16 protein-coding genes and 1 other annotated feature are annotated in these 16,328 nt (G+C 52.1%); of the genes, 5 read left to right on the plus strand and 11 right to left on the minus strand.

Annotated features, from left to right (window positions below; all coding sequences use genetic code 11):
- Position 1 precedes the first annotated feature (1 nt).
- The 4 genes from thrA to yjjY form a co-directional block, all read right to left on the minus strand.
- Positions 2–2,464, minus strand: coding sequence for a bifunctional aspartate kinase/homoserine dehydrogenase I (gene thrA / locus E0L21_RS07590; RefSeq protein ID WP_131408192.1), 2,463 nt, complete (start codon positions 2,462–2,464; stop codon positions 2–4).
- Positions 2,465–2,488: 24 nt separating this feature from the next.
- Positions 2,489–2,606 (minus strand) — a sequence feature (Thr leader region).
- Positions 2,545–2,613 (minus strand): thr operon leader peptide, encoded by a 69-nt coding sequence (gene thrL, locus E0L21_RS07595; protein ID WP_110093700.1) that lies wholly within the window; start codon positions 2,611–2,613, stop codon positions 2,545–2,547. Its footprint overlaps the feature before it by 62 nt.
- A 211-nt stretch (positions 2,614–2,824) precedes the next feature.
- On the minus strand, positions 2,825–3,511 hold the full coding sequence (locus E0L21_RS07600) for a tRNA/rRNA methyltransferase (RefSeq protein ID WP_131408194.1): 687 nt from the start codon (positions 3,509–3,511) through the stop codon (positions 2,825–2,827).
- 398 nt (positions 3,512–3,909) lie between these two features.
- Positions 3,910–4,050, minus strand: coding sequence for a YjjY family protein (yjjY, locus tag E0L21_RS07605; RefSeq protein WP_086870418.1), 141 nt, complete (start codon positions 4,048–4,050; stop codon positions 3,910–3,912).
- A gap of 94 nt (positions 4,051–4,144) precedes the next feature.
- Here yjjY and arcA point away from each other — a divergent pair, with 94 nt between their 5' ends.
- Positions 4,145–4,861: a two-component system response regulator ArcA gene (gene arcA, locus E0L21_RS07610; RefSeq protein WP_003856501.1), complete on the plus strand. Its 717-nt coding sequence runs from the start codon at positions 4,145–4,147 to the stop codon at positions 4,859–4,861.
- Positions 4,862–4,903: 42 nt separating this feature from the next.
- On the opposite strand, the gene creD is transcribed toward arcA, so the two are convergent.
- The 4 genes from creD to creA are packed head-to-tail and all read right to left on the minus strand — an operon-like array spanning position 4,904 to position 8,933.
- Positions 4,904–6,277: a cell envelope integrity protein CreD gene (creD, locus tag E0L21_RS07615; protein ID WP_131408196.1), complete on the minus strand. Its 1,374-nt coding sequence runs from the start codon at positions 6,275–6,277 to the stop codon at positions 4,904–4,906.
- Between the two features lie 57 nt (positions 6,278–6,334).
- Entirely contained in the window at positions 6,335–7,759 is a 1,425-nt protein-coding gene (gene creC / locus E0L21_RS07620; RefSeq protein WP_131408198.1) for a two-component system sensor histidine kinase CreC, read from the minus strand.
- On the minus strand, positions 7,759–8,448 hold the full coding sequence (gene creB / locus E0L21_RS07625) for a two-component system response regulator CreB (RefSeq protein WP_131408270.1): 690 nt from the start codon (positions 8,446–8,448) through the stop codon (positions 7,759–7,761). Before creB ends, creC begins: the two co-directional genes overlap by 1 nt.
- An 11-nt stretch (positions 8,449–8,459) precedes the next feature.
- Positions 8,460–8,933 carry a protein CreA gene (gene creA, locus E0L21_RS07630; RefSeq protein WP_131408200.1) on the minus strand — a complete coding sequence of 158 codons (474 nt, stop codon included), beginning with the start codon at positions 8,931–8,933 and terminating at the stop codon, positions 8,460–8,462.
- A 214-nt stretch (positions 8,934–9,147) separates the two neighbouring features.
- Here creA and robA point away from each other — a divergent pair, with 214 nt between their 5' ends.
- Positions 9,148–10,023 carry an MDR efflux pump AcrAB transcriptional activator RobA gene (gene robA, locus E0L21_RS07635; protein ID WP_131408202.1) on the plus strand — a complete coding sequence of 292 codons (876 nt, stop codon included), beginning with the start codon at positions 9,148–9,150 and terminating at the stop codon, positions 10,021–10,023.
- On the opposite strand, the gene gpmB is transcribed toward robA, so the two are convergent.
- Positions 10,020–10,667 (minus strand): 2,3-diphosphoglycerate-dependent phosphoglycerate mutase GpmB, encoded by a 648-nt coding sequence (gene gpmB, locus E0L21_RS07640; RefSeq protein ID WP_017457855.1) that lies wholly within the window; start codon positions 10,665–10,667, stop codon positions 10,020–10,022. The two genes, robA and gpmB, sit on opposite strands and share 4 nt — an antisense overlap.
- 98 nt (positions 10,668–10,765) lie before the next feature.
- On the opposite strand from gpmB, the gene yjjX reads away from it, so the two are divergent.
- Positions 10,766–11,281, plus strand: a complete 516-nt coding sequence (gene yjjX / locus E0L21_RS07645; RefSeq protein WP_131408204.1) for an inosine/xanthosine triphosphatase — start codon at positions 10,766–10,768, stop codon at positions 11,279–11,281.
- Here the strand turns inward: yjjX and trpR are convergent.
- Both trpR and sltY read right to left on the minus strand, forming a co-directional pair.
- Entirely contained in the window at positions 11,272–11,601 is a 330-nt protein-coding gene (trpR, locus tag E0L21_RS07650) for a trp operon repressor (protein ID WP_131408206.1), read from the minus strand. The two genes, yjjX and trpR, sit on opposite strands and share 10 nt — an antisense overlap.
- A 74-nt stretch (positions 11,602–11,675) precedes the next feature.
- On the minus strand, positions 11,676–13,616 hold the full coding sequence (gene sltY, locus E0L21_RS07655) for a murein transglycosylase (RefSeq protein WP_131408208.1): 1,941 nt from the start codon (positions 13,614–13,616) through the stop codon (positions 11,676–11,678).
- Between the two features lie 214 nt (positions 13,617–13,830).
- Here sltY and ettA point away from each other — a divergent pair, with 214 nt between their 5' ends.
- The gene (ettA, locus tag E0L21_RS07660) at positions 13,831–15,498 is read left to right on the plus strand and encodes an energy-dependent translational throttle protein EttA (protein WP_017457851.1); all 1,668 of its coding nucleotides are present in this window, start codon (positions 13,831–13,833) and stop codon (positions 15,496–15,498) included.
- Positions 15,499–15,823: 325 nt separating this feature from the next.
- Entirely contained in the window at positions 15,824–16,318 is a 495-nt protein-coding gene (locus E0L21_RS07665; protein ID WP_131408210.1) for a response regulator transcription factor, read from the plus strand.
- Positions 16,319–16,328: the final 10 nt, after the last annotated feature.

The following is a 16,328-nucleotide window of genomic DNA, read 5'->3' on the forward strand; positions in this document are numbered from 1 at the left end:
CTCAGACTCCTAACTTCCAGGACAGGGTGCGTAGCAGGTCGGCGAACACGCCCGCTGCCGTCACATCGTTACCCGCGCCATAACCGCGCAGCACCAGCGGTAATGGCTGGTAATAGTGGCTGTAGAACGCCAGCGCGTTCTCGCCGTTTTTCACTTTGAACAGTGGATCGTTGCCGTCAACTGCTGCTATCTTCACCCGGCAAGTGCCATCTTCTTCAATGTTGCCGACATAACGCAGCACTTTACCTTCATCGCGCGCTTTTGCTACTCGCGCGGCAAAGTCATCATCCAGCCCCGGCAGACGCGCCATAAAACTCTCAACATCGCCTGAACTGTCAAAACTCGCCGGCAGCACCGGTTCGATGACAATATCCGACAACTCCAATTCGCGACCGGTTTCACGCGCCAGAATCAGCAGCTTACGCGCCACATCCATGCCGGAGAGATCATCTCGCGGATCGGGCTCGGTGTAGCCCATTTCACGCGCAAGATTCGTTGCTGCCGACAGGCTCACCCCTTCATCCAGCTTGCCGAAAATAAACGACAAAGAACCGGAAAGAATGCCGGAGAAGTGCTGCAACTCATCCCCCGCATTCAGCAGGTTTTGCAGGTTTTCAATAACTGGCAAGCCCGCGCCAACGTTAGTGTCGTAGAGAAATTTACGCCGCGATTTTTCCGCTGCGCGACGCAACTGGTGGTAATAATCCAGCGAAGAGGTGTTAGCTTTTTTGTTCGGCGTCACAACGTGGAAACCTTCTCGCAGGAAATCCGCGTACTGGTCAGCCACCGCCTGGCTGGAAGTACAGTCAACAATCACCGGGTTTAGCAGATGATACTCTTTCACCAGGCGAATCAGGCGGCCCAGGTTGAACGGCTCTTTGGCTTGTGCCATTTCCGTTTGCCAGTTATCCAGATTCAGGCCGTGAACATTGGTCAACAGCGCTTTCGAGTTCGCCACACCGCAAACACGCAGGTCAATATGTTTGTTTTTTAGCCATGTTTGCTGACGCTTGAGCTGTTCCAGCAGCGCGCCGCCGACGCCGCCAACACCAATCACAAACACTTCGATCACCTGGTCGGTGTTAAACAGCATCTGGTGCGTGACGCGCACCCCGGTGGTGGCATCGTCGTTACTTACCACCACGGAGATCGAGCGTTCAGAAGAGCCTTGAGCAATCGCCACAATATTAATATTCGCGCGCGCCAGGGCTGCAAAAAACTTCGCCGAGATCCCGCGCAATGTGCGCATACCGTCGCCGACAACAGAGATGATCGCCAGACGCTCCATCACCGCCAACGGCTCCAGCAGGCCTTCTTTCAATTCGAGATAGAATTCTTCGCTCATGGCACGCTGGGCACGCGCGCAATCGGATTGCGGCACACAGAAGCTGATGCTGTACTCCGAGGAAGATTGCGTGATCAACACGACCGAAATGCCGTTGCGGGACATTGCGGCGAAGACACGTGCCGCCATGCCGACCATGCCTTTCATCCCTGGGCCGGAGACGCTGAACATCGCCATGTTATTCAGATTCGAAATGCCTTTTACCGGCAGACCATCTTCATCAGAGGTCGCGCCAATCAGCGTGCCCGGTGCTTGCGGGTTTCCGGTGTTTTTGATCAGGCAAGGAATTTGAAACTGAGCGATGGGGGTAATGGTGCGAGGGTGAAGAACTTTGGCGCCGAAGTAGGAAAGCTCCATAGCTTCCTGGTACGACATCGACTTCAGCAGCCTGGCGTCTGGCACCTGGCGCGGGTCGCAGGTATAAACGCCGTCGACATCGGTCCAGATCTCACAACAATCTGCGCGCAGACAGGCCGCGAGCACGGCAGCAGAGTAGTCGGAGCCGTTACGTCCAAGCACCACCAGTTCCCCCTTCTCGTTCCCGGCCGTGAAACCGGCCATCAGCACCATATGATCCGCAGGAATGCGGCTGGCTGCGATGCGGCGAGTGGATTCAGCAATATCGACCGTTGATTCAAGGTAATGACCGACAGCGAGTAGTTTTTCGACCGGATCGATAACGCTGACTTTGTGACCGCGCGCTTCGAGCAGGCCCGCCATGATAGCGATGGAGAGTTTCTCGCCACGGCAAATTAACGCGGCGTTGATGCTGTCTGGGCACTGGCCGAGCAGGCTGATACCATGCAAAACGTGTTTGATCTGCGCGAACTCTTGTTCGACAAAAGCTTTTAATTGCGCGAGGGGAAATCCGGGTTGTGCATCTGCCAGCCCTTGCAGCAGGTCGGCGAAAATACGCTCGGCGTCGCTAATGTTCGGAATCGCATCCTGGCCGCCAATCGTTTTTTCGATCATCGCCACCAGATGGTTAGTAATTTTCGCCGGGGCAGAAAGCACGGTGGCGACCTGCCCCTGCCTGGCATTACTTTCCAGGATATCGGCAACACGCAAAAAACGCTCTGCATTTGCCACTGATGTACCGCCGAACTTCAACACTCGCATGGTTTTACCCCTTAATCTCTGGTCGAAAAAAAAGCCCGCACTGTTCAGGTGCGGGCTTTTTTCTGTGTTTCCTGTACGCGTCAGCCCGCACCGTTACCTGTGGTAATGGTGATGGTTGTAATTGTGGTAATGGTGCTGATGCGTTTCATGGATGTTGTGTGCTCTGTAATCATTATCTGTCTGTGCTGTATGCCTATATTGGTTAAAGTATCTGCCTGCTCAAGTCAATTTATTTTTATTTTTCGCCCTTTTGCTGTTATTCCCGGCTGCGCTGGAACAGGCGTCACTTTCAACCTATTAGGATCATTCCCGCCATGTATCGCAGTGACTTTAACTATAAAAAAACGTTATGGCAGCAATTTACTCGGCGAGTTTTTTTTCGATATCGTGGAGCAAACGATGCAACATTGCGGTGTCACGCTGCTCCAGCAGACCAAGACGCTGATCGAGCCAGTCGGCCATTTTAATGTCATCCGCTACGCCTAATTTTTCCAGTAATCCGCGCGTACGCAAACGCAACGCTTGCAATTGATTACCGTCAACCGTGGCTGCCTCTTTTGGGGTATGTTGCATTAAAGATGCTAATTGATAGCAGAAAACCATCACCGCCTGTCCGAGATTAAGCGAAGGATAATCCCCCACCATCGGAACACCCGTTAAAATATCTGCCAGCGCCAGCTCTTCATTCGTAAGCCCGGAATCCTCACGACCAAATACCAGCGCAGCACTGCTCAACCACGCACTTTTCTCTTGTAACAACGGAACCAGTTCCGCGGGTGTCGCGTAATAGTGGAATTTCGCCCGGCTACGCGCCGTGGTTGCGATGGTAAAGGGAATATCTGCCAACGCTTCAGCAAGGGTTGTATAAGTTTTAATATTATCAAGGATATCGCCGGAACCGTGCGCCACGCGGCGCGCGCCTTCTTGCAAGTGCGCGTCGCTATCAACGATACGTAAATCACTAAAACCCATGGTTTTCATGGCACGGGCAGCGGCGCCGACATTTTCCGCTCTCGCGGGGGAAACAAGGACAACGGCCAATTGCATTTTATTTTCTCTTCTTACTGATACCACGGAATAATGTGATCTTTGTCATCATACTACGCGGTGCGAATTTACAATTATGTAACACAAATCACTGATTTAGCCCTTGTCTACGGTTAAAAAAAGCTAAACTATTTATCAGCGATATTACCTGCTAAAATGTTAACAGAAGGGGCTTATCCCTATGTTTATTCATGGCATTTTAATATAGAATTTCCCACTTGTATTGGATTCGCCCTGTTTATCAATTAATATGCGCAACTAGTTGGTTTATTGAAAAATTGTAAGAAACGCTAGCATTTGGCTATCAAGATTTCTCCAAACTGTTAACGTGCTACAATTGAACTTGATATATGTCAACGAAGCGTAGTTTTATTGGGTGTCATTTACGTCTTAGCCTGTTATGTTGCTGTTAAAATGGTTAGGATGACAGCCGTTTTTGACACTGTCGGGTTCAGAGGGAAAGTGCCCACGACCAAGCTAATGATGTTGTTGACGTTGATGGAAAGTGCATCAAGAACGCAATTACGTACTTTAGTCATGTTACGCCGTCATGTTAATTTTCGACATGCACCAGGCTGGTCAGGGACTTTTGTACTTCCTGTTTCGATTTAGTTGGCAATTTAGGTAGCAAACATGCAGACCCCGCACATTCTTATTGTTGAAGACGAGTTGGTAACACGCAACACGTTAAAAAGCATTTTCGAAGCAGAAGGCTACGATGTCTTTGAAGCGACTGATGGCGCTGAAATGCATCAGATCCTTTCTGAAAATGATATCAACCTGGTGATCATGGATATCAATCTGCCGGGTAAAAACGGTCTTTTGCTGGCGCGTGAATTACGCGAGCAGGCGAATGTCGCGCTGATGTTCCTGACGGGCCGTGATAACGAAGTCGATAAGATTCTGGGCCTTGAAATTGGTGCCGATGACTATATTACCAAACCGTTTAACCCACGCGAGCTGACTATCCGCGCGCGCAACCTGCTGTCCCGTACCATGAATCTGGGCACGGTCAGCGAAGAACGCCGCAGCGTTGACAGCTACAAGTTCAACGGTTGGGAACTGGATATTAATAGCCGTTCACTGATTAGCCCGAACGGCGAGCAGTATAAGCTGCCGCGCAGCGAATTCCGTGCGATGCTGCACTTCTGCGAAAACCCGGGCAAAATTCAGTCTCGTGCTGAGTTGCTGAAAAAAATGACCGGTCGTGAACTGAAGCCTCACGATCGTACAGTCGACGTGACTATCCGTCGTATTCGTAAACATTTCGAATCAACGCCGGATACCCCGGAAATCATCGCCACCATTCACGGTGAAGGTTACCGTTTCTGCGGTGACCTGCAGGAATAAGCCAGAATAATGATGAAAAAGCGGCGCTCAGCGCCGCTTTTTTTATTTCCAAATCCGCAATTCTTCGTCATCCGCGGGTTGCGGTATTTTCTTCACCGAACCAGAAAGCGCATACCAGTCAAGCCTGCGCGTCAACACCATCACTGCGCTCAAGGCGATAAACAGAACACCGGTGCCGAGCAACAGCGCATTATCTTCTGAGTTCAGCAGGCCCCACATCACCGCATCAAGAACTAACAGCGCGATACTAAACGACATCCCCGCACGCCAGCTTTTCAATACGCCCTGCAAATAAACACCGTTCAGCAATGCGCCGAGCAAACTGGCAATACCCCAGGCGATGGTGAAACCGGTATGTTCAGAAAGCGCCAGTAAAACCAGATAGAACATCACCAGCGATAGCCCCACCAGCAAATATTGCATCGGGTGCATCTGCCGCGCGGTTAAACTTTCGAAGACGAAAAACGCCAGATAAGTCAGTACGATTAGCAAAATCGCGTATTTAACGGCTCTGTCGGTCAACTGGTACTGATCAGCGGGCGTAGCGATATTGACGCTGAAAGCGGGCAATTCCCAACTTTTGCTGGTAGACAGCGCCCCGGCAGCACGCATTTTGCTGTCCAGATTGTTGGCAAACCAACTACTTTGCCAGTGCGCCTGAAAACCACTGGCACTTACCGTGCGTTTTTCCGGCAGAAAATCGCCCATAAAACCCGGATGCGGCCAGTCACCATTAAGTGTCATCTCGCTATTTCGCCCCAGCGGCACCACAGAAAAATCACCGGTTCCGCTCAAACTAAACGCCATAGAGAGCTTCAGCGATTGCTGCAAATTTACCGGCGACAATGGCATATGCACGCCCTGCAGATCACTTGCCAGCCCGGTCCCAGGCTCAACACTGAGAGTTTCGCCATTTAATCTGGTGGTACGCAACTGACCAATACCGCGTGAATCACTTAGCGCAAGAACAAGAAATGGCTCACCGAGAGAGACATTTTCATCGGGTTTGATGTCCAGCCGCTTTGGGTCGAATTCCGCGTTAATTTCAATATCGTTGTGCCAGATTTGCCCATCATAAATACCGATTTTACGGGTTTCGACCTGCTGTTTACCGTTGACCATCAGCGATTCCGGTAACCAAAAGCGGAGGTAACTCTGTTTACGCCGCACCTCTTTGGGTGCCTCGTTGTCGTTTGCTTTTTCCAGAGAAACCACCGTTTCGGTCACCGGGATGGCGATCAACGGCCCAATCAATTTTTGCCTGCCAGCGCTGCTCTGGCGCAGCGTATCCGTCACATCGTTACGATAATTTGCGCGTTCGCCAATTAAACCGCTCAGCAGCGTCAGCGGGATAAGCAGAACACAAAGACAACCTACCAGCGTTACCATTTTCCAGAACAGGGGGGATTTCAACATAGCCTTCTCCTCAGTGATGCGCGCAGAGTAGCGAGGCTATGTGTGAAGGATTTGAAGTTATGTGAAGTGTGGGTGAAGTGTCAGCCGGGCTTCGCAACCCCCTTGCGGGTGGTTCAGGACGCAAATTTCACCATGATGCAGCCGCGCGACTTCCTGGACAAAAGCCAGCCCCAGCCCACTGCTTTTTTGCCCGTCGGCACGCGGCAGCGAGTAGAAGCGTTCAAAAACACGCTGCAGTGCATAATCCGGGATTCCAGAACCACTGTCGCTGACCGTTAACACCAGCGCTTCAGCTTCCCGGCTGGCGCGTAGCGCCACCACACCACCAGGCGGTGTAAAATCAATGGCGTTATCCAGTAAATTACCCAACGCCTGAGCCAGCAGTTCGCTATCCCCTGCAGCCACCGCATCAGTGGCATCAATATGCAGAGTTAACCCTTTCGCCGACAACACCACACTGCGCTGCTCCTGCAACTGGCGAAAAAGCATACCGACATCTACTGCCGCAAACGCTATCTCCAGCCGGTTTTCCAGTTTCGCCTGGTGTAACAACTTCTCCACCAGATTCTGCATACGGCTATTTTGCGTCAGAATATTGTCGGTAAAACGTGTCACAACGTCTGGAGGCGGTCCTTCCCGCAAGATCTCCGCCGCGCCGCGAATGGCCGCCAGTGGGCTTTTCAGCTCATGCGTCAGGGCGTAAACATACTGTTCAATGTAGTTTTTACCTTCCAGTTTCACACGCATACTTTCCAGCGCCTGCGCCAGTTTACGCAGTTCGCTACTTCCTAAATCAGGTAAAGGAACCGGACGGTTTTTGGTAACGGAATCAGCGTATCGCGCCAGCTTGCCAATCGAGCGATTTATCCACCAGACCATGACCGCCCCAATGAGCAACGCAATGCCCAGCAGCGCGCCACCGGCCCATAAGATGCGCCGCTCGCTGCGTTTAATCACCGGATCCATCGCGCTGTTTGGCTTACCCACGCTGATTACGCCGATAATGCGGCCTTGATCGGTCACCGGGGCGGCAACATACATCACCGTACTCTGCGGGTTACTGGCATCCGCCAGCGAGCTACGCGCGCCGTAATTCCCGCGCAGCGTCAGCCAAACATCATTCCAGCGTGAGTAGTCTTCACCCAGTGCCTTTCCAGACGAGTCAAACACCACGCGCCCGGTGCTGTCGGTCATATAGACGTGATACTCATTGCGCACTTTATGGATGCCGCTGATATGTGCATTGATTGGCTGGTGATTTAACGTCGAGAAAGCCTGCGCCAGGCGACCATCCTGCGCGTGACCAGAACGCAAATCTTCGCGAGCCAGCTCCGCCAGCAGTGTCGCGGTATCAATAAGTGTCCCTTCGGTGGCGCGTCGTACGCCGGGTTTGATCTCCTGCACAAAAATCGACAGCACAAACCACGCGGCAACCGCCACGATCAGGAAATACCCCAGTAACAGGCGCATGCCAATGCGCATCAGCGGATCCCCAGGCTGTAGCCCATACCACGATGCGTATTGATAGGCGTGAGTTCAGCATTGATGGCGCGTAGCTTGGCGCGCAAGGTCTTGATATGGGTATCGACAGTGCGATCAAAACTCTCCTGAGCATCGCTCCAGACCTGATCCATCAATTGCTGGCGAGAAAAAACACGTCCTGGCGCCAACAGTAGTGTTTTCAACAAAAAAAATTCGTAGCGGGTCAGCAGCAGCGTTTCGCCGCACCAGCGAATAATCGCGGCTTGCTCGTCCAACTCAAACTGGCCGATTCGCCGCATTTCGTTGTGAAGAGATGCTTTTTGCAACCTACGCAGCACAGTGCGCACCCTGGCGCATACTTCGCGTGGTGAAAAGGGCTTGGCAACGTAATCATCCGCGCCCATCTCCAGCCCCAGCAGCTTGTCGACTTCATCGCTACGCGCGGTGAAAAACAGCACCGGCAACGCTGGTGCGCGCACCAATAGCCGCCGACACAGTTCGAAACCGCTGATATCCGGCAGGCCGACATCCAGTATCGCCAGCTCAGGCAGACGCTGCTGCGCCGCATCCAGTACCGGTAAACCTCGCTCAAATGCGGTGACGGCAAAGCCGTCCTGTTGCAACATGTAAATCAACGTTTCAGCGATGCTGGTTTCATCCTCTACCAGCCAAATCAGCGGTTGCGGCATAGACATTGGGCTTATTTACTCCAGGGAATGATGGGTACCGCGCTTAAGGCGTTTTTCGGCGATCCTTCGACCACTTTATCGGAATAAGCTAAATATGCCAGTGTGTTACGTTTTGCGTCATAGAAACGCACCACCTGCAATTTCTTGAAGACTAACGAGGTCCGTTTCTGGAAAACCACATCGCCCTGCGCCTTACCGTTTTTGATCTTATCGCTCAACTCAACCGGCCCAACCTGCTGGCAAGAGATAGCCGCATCAGACGTATCTTCTGCCAGCCCCAGCCCGCCTTTGATGCCACCGGTTTTCGCCCGACTGATGTAACAGGTGACATTTTTCACATCAGGATCATCAAACGCTTCGACCACAATTTTGTGATCCGGACCAAACATTTTGAACACGGTATCCACTGAACCAATTTCTTCTGCGTGTACAGAGCCCATCGTGGCCAACATCACTACAGGAAGGATTAACTTTGTATATTTCATATTGTTACCATTTTTGAATATTACGTTAAGCAACTATTCAGCTTTCAAATGAGAAACTGTTTGCAGATCACTAATTTACAAAATTTATGATGAAAATCAGTCACAATGCGTATTTGTACACAAAAAAAACACCGAATGCTAAACACCTAAAAACCCGTTATTATCCGTTGCCTGGTATCAGGCGTTAATGCTGTTTTAAGGAAGAGGATATTGTATGGATCAGGCTGGGATCATTCGCGACTTACTTTCCTGGCTGGAAAGCCATCTGGATCAGCCGCTCTCTTTGGATAATGTGGCGGCAAAAGCGGGCTATTCCAAGTGGCACCTGCAAAGGATGTTCAAAGACGTGACGGGTCATGCCATCGGCGCTTACATTCGTGCGCGTCGTCTGTCGAAATCCGCAGTTGCTCTGCGCCTTACTGCCCGACCCATTCTGGATATTGCACTGCAGTATCGCTTTGATTCGCAACAAACCTTTACCCGCGCTTTCAAAAAACAGTTTGCTGTCACCCCCGCGCTCTATCGCCGTTCGCCAGACTGGAGTGCGTTTGGCATTCGTCCGCCGATGCGTCTTGGCGAATTTGCCATGCCAAAACATGATTTTGTCACTCTGCCGCCAATGCACCTTATCGGTACCACCCAGAGCTACACCTGTGCGCTGGAGGAGATCTCCGATTTCCGTAATCAGATGCGCATTCAGTTCTGGCGGGAATTTTTGAGCAATTCACCGAAGATTCCACCGGAAATGTATGGGCTGCATGAGCCGCGCCCAAGCCAGGAAAAGGATGACGAACAGGAAGTGTTTTACACCACAGCGCTAACGCCGGAGATGGCGAACGGCTATCTGAGCACCGCGCAGCCGGTGTTGCTGGAAGGCGGCGACTACATCTCCTTCGCGTATGAAGGTTCACCGCACGGTTTTCAGGATTTTATCCTGACCGTTTACGGAACGTGCATGCCGATGCTTAACCTCACGCGCCGTAAAGGCCAGGATATTGAGCATTTTTACCCGCAGCATGAAGAGCCACGCGAAGACGGCGAACCGCCAGAGCACATCCGCTGCGAGTATCTGGTGCCGATTCGCCGTTAACGCTGCAACTCATCCAGCGCTGGAGCGTCCAGATGCGAGACGTCTCCTGCGGTTTCCACCACCCAGCCGGAAGCCAGCCACGGGCTCTGTTGATAATCAATGCGGGAAATGGAGCAGTTGCGCAGACGCAGGCGGCGTTCAGCATAAGCCGGAAGCCCAAGGATCGTGCTCACCAGGCAACCTAGCGCCATACCATGGCTGACCAGCAATGGGCGGCTCCCTTCGGGAAGATCCAAACAGGTTGCCAGCGCCGCATGCATACGATCGCTTAACTCCTGCATCGATTCGCCATCAGGAATGCGGCCATCGGCTGTGCCATTCACCAACTGGCGACGCCAGCTCTCTTCTTCTTCAGTCAGGGAATCGATATGACGGCGTTCCAGCACGCCCATATCCAACTCGCGCAAACGCGGCTCAAAAGTGATATCACAACCGCAGACTTCAGCGATGATCTCAGCCGTCCGGCGGGTACGCCCCAGGTCGCTGGCAATAACGTGGGTAATGCCCAGCGCTTTCGCGCGCTCAGCCACCTGCCACGCCTGCTTCTCCCCTTTTTCGGTTAACGGACTGTCTGACTGGCCTTGAATACGACGCTCGGCGTTCCACTGCGTTTCACCGTGGCGAACAAGGTATACCTGTAACATGCTTTTTTATCCATTATACTGCGATGAATTTATTATCTGAGGAAGGTCTCTGTCCGGGGTAAAGAACGCGTCTCATTCCGAACATACCGTTATTAATTATGCACCATGTTGTCTCAGCTACCACAAATCCCGCGAAAATTCGGGCGATTCTGCACGCTTTTAACGAGATCTTCGGCGAAGGATCCTGCCATATAGACGCCGTTTCCGTCGATAGCGGCGTGCCGGAACAGCCGTTTGGCAGTGAAGAAACGCGTACTGGCGCACGAAATCGCGTGGTCAATGCTCGCAACGCACGCCCCGAAGCGGATTTTTGGGTAGCTATTGAAGCCGGGATCGACGAAGGCAGTACATTTAGTTGGGTGGTGATAGAAAGCAAGCAGCAGAAAGGTGAAGCTCGCTCGGCAACGCTGCCGCTACCGGAGATCATTTTGCAGAAAGTGCGTGCCGGTGAAGCGCTCGGGCCAGTGATGTCGCGTTATACCGGAATTGATGAGATCGGTCGCAAAGAGGGTGCCATCGGCGTTTTCACCGCAGGAAAACTCACTCGCGAAAGCGTTTACCATCAGGCGGTGATCCTGGCGCTCAGCCCCTTTCACAATACGATTTACCGCTGAGTATTCAGCAGCGTCTCCTCCAGCCATAAACGTAAATCGGCAGGCGCGGCTTTCAGGCTATTTGAGCCACGAGTAATGGTCGCGATACCTGCCCCGAGCTCGCTTTTCAGTTCACGCTGACTCATCTCGCCGCGCAGCAGCTCTTCAATGATCCGCACTCTTGTGCCCAACGACTCGCGCTCATCTGGCGTAAGCATCAGATTAAGCAACGGAATGTGCAGATCCTTTTCGTAAGATTGCCGGACCAGATCAACGAAGCGTTGCCACTCCTGATCGCGCTGTTCGGCCATCGCTGCTGAATAGGGTGATTGCTGAGTCATAATTTGCCGCCATGTTAAAGGTTTACTGATGTGTACTCTTTAGCGAGTACACATCATAGCATAAACCACGGAAATCAATAACGGCGCTGCCATTCAGCATCATTAAAGACAACCGGCTTATCTCCGCTCAGGAAATAGCGGTAATAAGCATCATAAGCCAGCACGTTTTTCACATAGCTGCGCGTTTCCGAGAACGGGATGCTCTCAATAAACGCCACCGCATCCAGTTTGCCGCCGCTGTTGTTCAACCAGCTGCGCACCCTTCCCGGCCCGGCGTTATAGGCCGCCGACGAGAAAATACGGTTATTGCCAAACTGCTGGTAAACATACTGCAGGTAGCTGGTGCCGATGTTGATATTCGTTTCTGGATCAAATAGTTGGCCAGAATTGCTGTAGCCAGGAATATTAAACATCTTCACCGTGTGCGTGGCGGTACCCGGCATAATCTGCATTAAACCTGCCGCGCCGACCGGCGAGCGCGCCGTCGGGTTCCAGGCACTTTCCTGCCGAGATATCGCCATGGCATAGCTTTGCGAAATCCCTTTTCCACTAGTGTAGCGGGCATACAGATCGCTATACGCCAGCGGGAAACGCTCTTCGAGTTGATCCCACAGCTTGCCGGCAATCGTGGCCTGCACGCTCAGATCCCACCAGTGTTGATTAAAAGCATAACGCGCCAGCTGCGCCTGTTCTTGCTGGGTTCGGCTGGTCACCAGATTCGCCCACTCACTGCGCGCGGTATTATCAAGCCCCCAGTACATCAGCTCACGCACGCGCGCCATTTCTGCGCCCTGCGTTAGCGTTGCAGAGACATTCCCCTGCGCTTTGTCTATCTGCATTGCGTAATCTTCACCCAGACGCTGCGCTGCGGCCATCGGGTAAAAACCACGCTGCTTCATCAGGGCGTGGAGGATCTCTTTGGCTTCATCCTCGCGTCCGCGCTCCAGCAACAAATCCGCCTGCCAGTAGCGCCACTCGTCTTTCTCTTTTGCGTCCATTGGCAAGCGCGAAAGCCAGGTATTCAGCCCGCGACGATCGCCGTTGCCAATCGCCATACGCACCCGGCGCTCCAGCAAAGAGACCGATTGCGAGCGCATGATCGCATCATCACGCCAGCGCGCCTGATCGCTGGTAACGTCATTACCCATCAACCGCCATGCGACAATATCGCGCAGCGTCTGAGTTTGCTCCTCATTCAACTGCTGCGCCTGTACCAGAGACGGGATCATCAGGCGGGCGTTTTCCACATCCTGACGCGCAACGCTTTCAAAGGCTTCCGCCGCCATCTGCCGGGTAAAATCCGTTGCGCCGGTGGTGGTGGCAAAGGACATCACGCTCAAGGGATTATTAGCAAGATTGATAATAGCCGCCGAAATGGTTTGATAATCAGACGGCATCTGCCCGGCCAGCAGTGTGACCAGTTTGGTGTTACCCGCTTTCATCGCCAGGCGAATACGCTCCAGAAACGCCAGCGGATCCTGGTTTCCTGACGCACGCCATGCGCCAAACAGCTGATCGCATGCGTTGGGCTGACTTTTGCCGCTTAGCCACAGTTCTTTCGCGCCTGCCCAGGCTTCGTCAGCCTGGCCGGTATTCCACTTCGCGAAGTAGTAGTTACATTGCGCTTCGGTAGCAGCGGGTTTCTCCGGGCTGAATGCCAGCAACCCGCGCCAGTCTTGCCGCCGGGCCAGCTCATTAACAAAGCGAGATTTCAGCGTGCGCGCCGCCGGCAAGGTCGGGTTGGCCTGCACAAAGTTGGTCACCGTAATCGCGGGTTGATTCATCAGATCGTCGGTAATCTGACGATATTGCAGATACGGGTAAAGCGGATACGTTTGTAGCGTGGGCAGCAATTGCTGCACCACGTCCATCTGTTTGTTGTCCCATGCGGTTTTAATCTGCGCGTAACGGTTACGTTGTTCATCCAGTGAATCTGCTCGCGCCACATTGCTGAGGGACAGCAAACAAACGCAGGCCGCCGCGAATCGCCAGGCGGCATGTTTAGCTCTCTGCACAGCTCTTTCCTCTTATCTGTCACGTTTTTGCAGCGTCATGCCGCGTAATGCGTTAATGCTAACCGGGCAACTCGTAACGCGCCACGTTGTGCACACTTTTTTACCTTTCTGGCGTGATTTAACACGCCCGTAGCGGCTGGCTGGGATTAAGCAGCGAAAACGGCTACACTCCGCTGTTGAATACTACTCTCATTACAAAGAGGCGAAGTCCAACGTGGCTCAATTCGTATATACCATGCATCGTGTCGGCAAAGTTGTCCCGCCGAAACGTCATATTCTGAAAAATATCTCGCTAAGCTTCTTCCCGGGCGCAAAAATCGGCGTGCTGGGTCTTAACGGTGCCGGTAAGTCTACCCTGCTGCGCATCATGGCCGGCATCGATACAGACATCGAAGGTGAAGCCCGCCCGCAGCCTGGCATCAAGATCGGTTACCTGCCGCAGGAACCGCAGTTGAATCCGGAGCAGACCGTACGTGAATCGGTTGAAGAAGCCGTCGCTGAAGTGGTTAGCGCGCTGAAAGGCCTGGACGAAGTCTATGCCAAATACGCTGAACCGGATGCTGACTTCGACAAACTGGCTGCGCAGCAAGGTAAATTTGAAGAGATTATCCAGGCGCATGACGGTCATAACCTGAATGTGCAACTGGAACGCGCCGCTGATGCGCTGCGTCTGCCGGACTGGGATGCAAAGATTGCCAATCTTTCCGGTGGTGAACGCCGCCGCGTCGCGCTGTGCCGTCTGCTGCTGGAAAAGCCAGATATGCTGCTGCTCGACGAACCCACCAACCACCTGGACGCCGAGTCCGTTGCCTGGCTGGAACGCTTCCTGCACGACTTCGAAGGCACCGTGGTGGCAATTACCCACGACCGTTACTTCCTCGATAATGTCGCCGGTTGGATCCTCGAACTTGACCGCGGTGAAGGTATTCCGTGGGAAGGTAACTACTCTTCCTGGCTGGAGCAGAAAGATCAGCGCCTGGCACAGGAAGCCTCTCAGGAAGCGGCTCGTCGTAAGTCCATTGAGAAAGAGCTGGAGTGGGTGCGTCAGGGCGCGAAAGGCCGTCAATCTAAGGGCAAAGCCCGTCTGGCGCGCTTTGAAGAGCTCAACAGCACTGAATACCAGAAACGTAACGAAACCAACGAACTGTTTATTCCACCGGGACCTCGCCTGGGCGATAAAGTGGTTGAAGTCAGCAACCTCAGCAAGTCTTATGGCGATCGCCAGCTGATTGATGGCCTGTCCTTCTCCGTGCCGAAAGGCGCGATTGTCGGCATTATCGGCCCGAACGGCGCGGGTAAATCCACGCTGTTCCGCATGATGTCCGGCCAGGAGCAACCGGATGGCGGCACCATTACGCTGGGTGAAACCGTGAAACTGGCCTCGGTTGATCAGTTCCGCGACGCGATGGATAACAGCAAAACCGTGTGGGAAGAAGTTTCCGGTGGGCTGGACATTATGCGTATCGGTAACACCGAAATGCCGAGCCGCGCGTACGTTGGCCGCTTCAACTTCAAAGGTACCGACCAGGGTAAACGCGTGGGCGAGTTGTCCGGCGGTGAGCGCGGTCGTCTGCACCTGGCAAAACTGTTACAGGTTGGCGGCAACATGTTGCTGCTTGATGAACCGACCAACGACCTGGATATCGAGACCTTGCGTGCGCTGGAAAACGCCCTGCTTGAGTTCCCAGGCTGCGCAATGGTTATCTCGCATGACCGTTGGTTCCTTGACCGTATCGCCACCCATATTCTGGATTACCAGGACGAGGGTAAAGTGGAATTCTTCGAAGGCAACTTCACCGAATACGAAGAGTATAAGAAACGCACGCTGGGCGCGGATGCGCTGGAGCCGAAGCGTATTAAGTACAAGCGTATCGCCAAATAAGCTGGCACAAAAGCGAATGGGGAAACCCATTCGCTTCATTCCCAAACACTCAGAGAATTCCTCTGCAATAAGCGTATAAAAAAGTTTTTTTGTTTTCATACTATCTTCGCCACAATCCTGGGGCAGATGCATTCATCGCAGGAATAATCTAAAACTAAAAACCTGAATAAAACTCACCATGCAGAATAAACATCCAGCAATTTAATTTCCTTAGACTAATGCTTTTAGTATTCACAATTTAGTCCCAATATTGCTTAACGCTAAGACCAGACGTTAACATGATACTCATTACCTCAGTTAATAAATGAACGTCTGGTTATAACAAATGCATATCATTACGGAAGATGTTTTTCTTAAAAACGGATTACAGACATTTATTAAGCAGAAAGAAATTCTGATGGATAATAACGATGTTATTTTAGATTTCGATAACAACTTTATTATCATCACAACGCTATCCACGTTGAACAGAATAATAAAAAATGACAATGCATTTGAATGTTATTTATTGCACTCATTTTTAAAAATCAAAAAAGATACGAAATTAACTGAAATATTCCACACATTAAAATATAAATCGTGGCGTAATAAGCAATGTCAGGAGTACAGGATAACGTTAACGCGAAAAGAGAGAATGCTGCTTAGCCATATCATTAGCGCAGATAAAAAGAAAAGTATGTTAATCCATAGCGGGCTGGATATAAAAACGGTCAGCACACATAAATATAATATGTTGAGAAAGGTGAATCAGCCGTCAATCGCCACGCTGACGCAGGTGCATAACCGCTGGGAAAATTTTCGCAATCAACCTGCAAACTAACCGATATACA

This window comes from Kosakonia quasisacchari (assembly GCF_004331415.1).
In the GTDB taxonomy this organism is placed as follows: domain Bacteria; phylum Pseudomonadota; class Gammaproteobacteria; order Enterobacterales; family Enterobacteriaceae; genus Kosakonia; species Kosakonia quasisacchari.